This window comes from Aeromonas sp. CA23 (assembly GCF_002587065.1).
In the GTDB taxonomy this organism is placed as follows: Bacteria; Pseudomonadota; Gammaproteobacteria; order Enterobacterales; family Aeromonadaceae; genus Aeromonas; species Aeromonas bestiarum.
On record NZ_CP023818.1, the window covers coordinates 905,325 to 912,500 of the forward strand.

The following is a 7,176-nucleotide window of genomic DNA, read 5'->3' on the forward strand; positions in this document are numbered from 1 at the left end:
CACTTATTGCCTGAACTGATATATTCGAAACAGTATGTTGCAAGAATTGAAAGATGATTCTTGGCAATCTCACCCAGTGTCATCCCAGGTCGGCAAGCGCGCCGCGGCAGGAATTGAAAGATGGACCTTCGCAATCTCGAGCTGTTTCTCCACCTCGCCGACTCACTCCACTTCGGCAAGAGCGCCGATGCCATGGCGGTCAGCCCCTCCACCCTGAGCCGTGCCATCCAGCGACTGGAGCAGGAGACCGGCTGCGTGCTGTTCGATCGGGACAACCGCTCGGTGCGCTTAACCCCCGCTGGCGAGAAGCTGCGGGAGTTCGGCGGCGGCCTGTTGCAGGAGTGGCGTCAGCTCAAGCAGGAGCTCAAACGCAGCGACGAACCGCTGCAAGGGCGGCTGCGGGTGTTCTGCTCGGTCACCGCCAGCTACTTTCTGCTGCCCGAGGTGCTGGAGCGCTTTCGTCGCCGCTATCCCCAGCTGGAGATCAAGCTGGAGACCGGCGACCCGGCGCTGGCGGTGGACAAGATCCTGGCGGACGAGGCCGATCTCGCCATAGCCGCGCGGCCGGATGCGCTCTCGTCCAAGCTGGAGTTTGCCAGCCTGCAACAGGTGCCGTTGGTGTTCATCGCCCCACGCAACCCGCCTCAACCCAACCAGTGGTTCTTGCAGGGAGAGCCCGACTGGGAGCGGCTGCCGCTGATCCTCTCCGAGCAGGGGCTGGCGCGAAAGCGCTGTGACCAGTGGTTTCGCAACAAGGGCATAGCCCCCAACATCTATGCCGAGGTGGCGGGCAACGAGGGCATAGTCGCCATGGTAGCGCTCGGTTTTGGCGTCGGGCTGGTACCTGCCGCCGTGATCGACCACAGCCCCATGGGGGAGAAGGTGCGCATCGTCGAACCCAGACCGGCGCTCAAACCATTCGATGTCGGCATCGCCGTGCTCAAGAAGCGGCTGGAAGAGCCGCTGATCCGCGCCTTCTGGGATACGGCACGCGGCCAGGGATCACTGCGCTAACGGGCTGACAGCGACCGGTGCATAGATGAGGGTCGGGTCGGCCATCATGGCGCGGCTGCTGGCGGGCAGATCCGGGTTATCCAACTCCAGCATGACCCGCTCATCCAGCTTCAACCGACGAATGGTACTGCCGAACCCCTCCTCAAAGACCCGATCGAAGGCACTCGACTGGCGCGCCCGCTGCAATCCCAGCTCGATGCGTTGTGCCAGCTCGGGATATTTTGGCGAGACAAAAAACAGCAGCGCCAACGGATAACGAAACACCAGATGAGGCTCTATGGCCAAATCCGGATGTGACTTGAGCTCATCTTCTATTTCGATGACGGAGCGCAGGAAGCAGTCGAAACGCTGCTTGCGCAGCATGTTGAACAAGGCCTCATACAGGCTGCCGACCACGACCCTGAGACCATTCGTCTTGAGCAGACGGGTATCGGGCCAGGATCTGTGCTGGCCTATGGTGAGCCCGGAGTGATGCCAGTCAGCCAAGGAGTAGATCCTGGCAAACCGCCCCTCATCCCCCTGCCGGATGAGGCAGACCCGCCAGCCCAGCAACCCCTTCGCCAGCGGAATATGGATAGGCAGCAGGGTACGTTCCCGCTCCTCATCGGGCGCGAATACCCCGATCTGCACCAGCTCGCCACCCTGCAACTCCTTGACGGCTCGTCCCTGCTCCATCGGCGGGCTGGCACTCAGGCGGTAGGGACCGTATTCGGGCACGGTCAGATCGAGCGACAGCCGCAGCAAGCCTGCCACGGCAGGATTGGGATGATCCAGCAGCAGGTTCCAGGCCCGAATGTGCGACTCGGCAGCCAGAGCACTCCCCGAAAAGAGTGCGATGCACCACAGCCAGACTCTGATCATGTACCTCGCCCCTCAGCGTTTCATGCACTCACTATAATGCGTGCGGGCCCGCTACTGAGCCCGGCCCCGCAGATGTGTGAGCCGCTTCGTGTCAAATCTGACAATGGTCATAACGAGATGGCAGTCACAGACTAGACTCTACGTTCAGCCTGAATGGAAGGAGCCTCGCCATGATGCGTCATCTGATCGAAATCAACAGCTCACAGCTGTTTGAAGAGTACCTGCAGAGCCTGGGCGTACCGCAAACCCCGCTGGATCGGGAGCAGGATATCTATCTGCAGGAACGCCATCTGGCGGCGGTGCGTCAGATCCAGGGCAAGATGAAGTTTTATCTGCGAGTCAGCGCCCTCACCAAACAGTGATCCGCAACCGGTCACAGAACAGGCAGTCAAAGCGTATTACACTGGCACCATCCGCCACCCACGGGAGTGCCCATGAAACCAAGCGGCCTGGATCGGCTCTTCAAACCCCAGTCAATCGCCGTCATCGGTGCCTCGACCAACCCGCAGAAAGCGGGTCATGTGGTGATCAGGCACCTGCTCGCAGGCCAGTTCAAGGGCCCCATACTGCCGGTCAGCCCGCACAACAAGGCCATCGCCGGCGTACTGGCCTATTCCGATATCAGCAGCCTGCCGCTCTCCCCCGATCTCGCCATCATATGTACCAAACGCGAACGGGTACTGCCACTCATCGAAGAGTTGGGCAAGAAAGGCACCGGAGCTGCCATCATACTGGCTGCCGACTTCTCCATGCCGGAGAGAGCGCAGCTCCAACAGCTGAGCCGCCAATACGACATTCGCCTGCTCGGCCCCAACAGCATGGGCATGCTGTTGCCGGGTCAGGGCATCAACGCCAGCTTTTCCCCCATCGCGGCCAAACCTGGCCAGGTGGCGTTTCTCTCCCAGTCAGCCGCCGTCAGCACCACCATCCTGGATTGGGCCAAGCAACATGAGCTGGGTTTCTCCGCCTTCATCTCCCTCGGCGATCACTGTGACATCGACTTCGGCCAGTTGCTGGATCAACTCTCCCGCGATGGCACCACTCGCGCCATCCTGCTCTACATGGACAAGCTGCACGACGCCCGCCACTTCCTCTCGGCAGCACGGGCAGCCTCACGCAACAAGCCGATCCTGGTGCTCAAGAGCGGCCGCCACGATCCGGCCAATGGCCTCGACAACGTCTACGATGCCGCCATTCGGCGCGCAGGCATGCTGCGGGTGCGAGATACCCACGAGCTGTTTGCCGCGGTCGAGACCCTGAGCCACTCCCTGACCCTCAAGGGGGAAAGATTGGCCATCATCTCCAATGGCCGTGGACTGGCCAACATGGCGGTCGACGTGCTGCTGGAGCGGGGTGGCAAACTGGCCATGCCACCGCGGGACATCGGCAGTGATGCCGATATTGCCGCCTATCGGCAGGCGCTGGAGACCTTGCTGCAAGGGGATGAAGCCGACGCCATCCTGCTCATTCACGCCCCCTCCCTCACGGCGCGCGGAGCCGAACTGGCCCGCAGTCTGATCGACTACGTCAAACAACATCCCAGGGCCAGGCGCTTCAATATCCTGACCAACTGGGCCGGAGAATACTCGGCGCAAGAGGGGCGTCGTCTGTTCAGCGAGGCCGGATTTCCGACCTATCGTACTCCGGAGAGCGCCGTCGCCGCCTTCATGCACATGGTGGAATACCGCCGCAACCAGAAGCAGCTGATGGAAACCCCTGCCTCCCTGCAGGGGGACAAGCTCAACGCCGAGCTGTGTCAGCTGTTGATCCGCCAAGCGCTGGAGCGCAAACAGCTCACGCTCGATACCCACCTGGTGCACCCCATACTGCAGGCCGCCGGGCTCTCTACGTTGCCGACCTGGATCGTCTCCGATGCCATCGAGGCCACCCTGACCGCAGAGCAGATCGGCTATCCGGTCGCGGTCAAACTGCGCTCACCGGATATTGCCCACAAGTCTGCGGTGCACGGCGTCATGCTGAACCTGCGTACCTCAGCCGAAGTCGCCCAGGCAGCGGATGCCATTCTCGACAGGGTGAGGCAACACGATCCGGGGGCACGGATCGAGGGGTTGCTGGTACAACGGATGGCGCGCCGCAGCGGCGGGCTGGAGCTGAGGATCCGCCTGCAACAGGATCCTGTCTTCGGTCCCGTCATCCTGCTCGGCGAATCGGGGGCCGAGCCGCAAGAGATGGTGGCCGCACTTCCGCCGTTGAACCAGGCGCTGGCACGCTACCAGATCATAGGAGCCCTCAAGAGTCGCAAGATCCGCGAGCAGGCCACCCCCGAAAAACTCGATATCGATGCTCTCGGTCAGGTGCTGTGCCAGCTGTCGGAACTGCTGCTGGCCTTCCCCGAGATCCAGGAGATGGACCTGCATCCGCTGCAGGCATGCGGGGCCGAGATGGTCATTCTGGATGCCAGCCTGACGCTGATGCCTGTGGTGCAGGGACGCAATACACTGGCCATACGCCCCTATCCCACCGAGCTGGAAGAGGGGGCCTGGCTCAAGGATCAGAGTCATGTTCTGCTGCGCCCGATCCGGCCGGAGGATGAGCCCGCCCACAAGCAGTTTGTACTCAAGGTATCGGACGAAGACAGGTACAAGCGCTTCTTCGCTGACGTAGGGGAGCTGGGTCATGAAGAGCTGGCCCGCATGACCCAGATTGACTACGACCGGGAGATGGCCTTCGTTGCCGTCGGGCAGGACGGGGCCTTCAGTCAGCAGATCCTCGGGGTGGTGCGGGCCATTTCCAACCCGGACCTATCCGATGCGGAATTTGCCATTCTGGTACGTTCCGACCTGAAAGGACTCGGGCTCGGCAAGCTGATGATGGAGAAGATAGTGCGCTACGCCAGAGAGCGGGGCATTGGTCAGCTATCGGGCATGACCATGCCCAGCAATCGCGGCATGATCAATCTGGCCAAGCGGCTTGGCTTCAAGATCGACATCCAGCTGGAAGATGGGGTGGTCAACATGGAGCTACCCTGTGCCAATCAGGGCCAATAAAGAAGGGGATCAGCTGTTTATCGCTTATAAATGGCTGATTTCTGGCAATAAAAAAGCCCGCTCATCTGAGCGGGCTTTCAATGTTGGGTGCCTGGCAGTGTCCTACTCTCGCATGGCGAATGCCACACTACCATCGGCGCTACCGCGTTTCACTTCTGAGTTCGGCATGGGATCAGGTGGTTCCACGGCGCTATGGCCGCCAGGCAAAATCTTAATCTAGAAAGCTGACGTGAGTAACGACTGATGCCTTGGGCTTCGTCGCTATCACTGAATTTGTAAGTAGTTCTTCGATTTGCTACAAGGCCCAGAACACTTCTTGGGTGTTGTATGGTTAAGCCTCACGGGTAATTAGTATGGGTTAGCTCAACACGTCGCCGCGCTTACACACCCCACCTATCAACGTTGTGGTCTCCAACGGCCCTTTAGGACCCTCAAGGGGTCAGGGATGACTCATCTCAGGGCTCGCTTCCCGCTTAGATGCTTTCAGCGGTTATCGATTCCGAACTTAGCTACCGGGCAGTGCCACTGGCGTGACAACCCGAACACCAGAGGTTCGTTCACTCCGGTCCTCTCGTACTAGGAGCAACTCCCTTCAATCATCCAACGCCCACGGCAGATAGGGACCGAACTGTCTCACGACGTTCTGAACCCAGCTCGCGTACCACTTTAAATGGCGAACAGCCATACCCTTGGGACCGACTTCAGCCCCAGGATGTGATGAGCCGACATCGAGGTGCCAAACACCGCCGTCGATATGAACTCTTGGGCGGTATCAGCCTGTTATCCCCGGAGTACCTTTTATCCGTTGAGCGATGGCCCTTCCATTCAGAACCACCGGATCACTATGACCTACTTTCGTACCTGCTCGACCTGTCCGTCTCGCAGTTAAGCTGGCTTATGCCATTGCACTAACCTCCTGATGTCCGACCAGGATTAGCCAACCTTCGTGCTCCTCCGTTACTCTTTGGGAGGAGACCGCCCCAGTCAAACTACCCACCAGGCACTGTCCGCGATCCCGATTCAGGGACCTGCGTTAGAACATCAAACATACAAGGGTGGTATTTCAAGGACGGCTCCAGCGCAACTGGCGTCACGCCTTCAAAGCCTCCCACCTATCCTACACATGTAGGTTCAATGTTCAGTGCCAAGCTGTAGTAAAGGTTCACGGGGTCTTTCCGTCTAGCCGCGGGTACACCGCATCTTCACGGCGAATTCGATTTCACTGAGTCTCGGGTGGAGACAGCATGGCCATGGTTACACCATTCGTGCAGGTCGGAACTTACCCGACAAGGAATTTCGCTACCTTAGGACCGTTATAGTTACGGCCGCCGTTTACCGGGGCTTCGATCAAGAGCTTCGCTTGCGCTAACCCCATCAATTAACCTTCCGGCACCGGGCAGGTGTCACACCCTATACGTCCACTTTCGTGTTTGCAGAGTGCTGTGTTTTTGATAAACAGTCCCAGCCATCTGGTCACTGCGACTCCCAACTGCTCCATCCGCGAGGGACTTCACTGTCAAGAGCGAACCTTCTCCCGAAGTTACGGTTCTATTTTGCCTAGTTCCTTCACCCGAGTTCTCTCAAGCGCCTTGGTATTCTCTACCCGACCACCTGTGTCGGTTTGGGGTACGATGACTTGTAATCTGAAGCTTAGAGGCTTTTCCTGGAAGCAGGGCATCAATGGCTTCACCACCGTAGTGGCTTCGTCTCGTGTCTCAGTGTTGTGTCTCCGGATTTGCCTAGAAACACCACCTACGCACTTTCACCAGGACAACCGTCGCCTGGCCCACCTAGCCTTCTCCGTCCCCCCATCGCAATTACAAGTCGTGCAGGAATATTAACCTGCTTCCCATCGATTACGCCTTTCGGCCTCACCTTAGGGGTCGACTCACCCTGCCCCGATTAACGTTGGACAGGAACCCTTGGTCTTCCGGCGAGGAGGCTTTTCACCCCCTTTATCGTTACTTACGTCAGCATTCGCACTTCTGATATCTCCAGCATACCTCTCGATACACCTTCGCAGACTTACAGAACGCTCCCCTACCACTCACACATAAGTGTGAATCCGCGGCTTCGGTGCCTGGTTTGAGCCCCGTTACATCTTCCGCGCAGGCCGACTCGACTAGTGAGCTATTACGCTTTCTTTAAATGATGGCTGCTTCTAAGCCAACATCCTAGCTGTCTGAGCCTTCCCACATCGTTTCCCACTTAACCAGAACTTTGGGACCTTAGCCGGCGGTCTGGGTTGTTTCCCTCTTCACGACGGACGTTAGCACCCGCCGTGTGTCTCCCG

General features: G+C 59.1%; 4 protein-coding genes and 2 rRNA genes (1 of these 6 cut by a window edge). 3 read left to right on the top strand and 3 right to left on the bottom strand.

Annotation, left to right across the window (positions count from 1 at the left end; all coding sequences use genetic code 11):
* The first annotated feature begins 120 nt into the window (after nt 1-120).
* Complete coding sequence (gene ilvY / locus CK910_RS04275) at nt 121-1,014, top strand: HTH-type transcriptional activator IlvY (protein WP_098981102.1); 894 nt, start codon at nt 121-123, stop codon at nt 1,012-1,014.
* Here the strand turns inward: ilvY and CK910_RS04280 are convergent.
* The gene (locus CK910_RS04280; protein WP_098981104.1) at nt 1,003-1,875 is read right to left on the bottom strand and encodes a hypothetical protein; all 873 of its coding nucleotides are present in this window, start codon (nt 1,873-1,875) and stop codon (nt 1,003-1,005) included. The two genes, ilvY and CK910_RS04280, sit on opposite strands and share 12 nt — an antisense overlap.
* A gap of 170 nt (nt 1,876-2,045) precedes the next feature.
* Between CK910_RS04280 and CK910_RS04285 the strand changes: the two genes are divergently transcribed.
* A complete protein-coding gene (locus tag CK910_RS04285) occupies nt 2,046-2,237 on the top strand; it encodes a hypothetical protein (protein ID WP_098981107.1) in 192 nt (63 codons plus the stop codon).
* Between the two features lie 72 nt (nt 2,238-2,309).
* Nucleotides 2,310-4,883 carry a bifunctional acetate--CoA ligase family protein/GNAT family N-acetyltransferase gene (locus tag CK910_RS04290; protein WP_098981109.1) on the top strand — a complete coding sequence of 858 codons (2,574 nt, stop codon included), beginning with the start codon at nt 2,310-2,312 and terminating at the stop codon, nt 4,881-4,883.
* Between the two features lie 89 nt (nt 4,884-4,972).
* On the opposite strand, the gene rrf is transcribed toward CK910_RS04290, so the two are convergent.
* Together rrf and CK910_RS04300 are read right to left on the bottom strand one after the other, a co-directional pair.
* Nucleotides 4,973-5,087 (bottom strand): 5S ribosomal RNA (gene rrf / locus CK910_RS04295).
* A 123-nt stretch (nt 5,088-5,210) separates the two neighbouring features.
* Nucleotides 5,211-7,176 (bottom strand): 23S ribosomal RNA (locus tag CK910_RS04300); it runs 924 nt beyond the window's last position.

Bases quoted from the DNA above. Each gene is read 5' to 3' on its own strand.
- CK910_RS04280 (WP_098981104.1), bottom strand. From the start codon at position 1,875: ATGATCAGAGTCTGGCTGTGGTGCATCGCACTCTTTTCGGGGAGTGCT.
- CK910_RS04285 (WP_098981107.1), top strand. From the start codon at position 2,046: ATGATGCGTCATCTGATCGAAATCAACAGCTCACAGCTGTTTGAAGAG.
- CK910_RS04290 (WP_098981109.1), top strand. From the start codon at position 2,310: ATGAAACCAAGCGGCCTGGATCGGCTCTTCAAACCCCAGTCAATCGCC.
- ilvY (WP_098981102.1), top strand. From the start codon at position 121: ATGGACCTTCGCAATCTCGAGCTGTTTCTCCACCTCGCCGACTCACTC.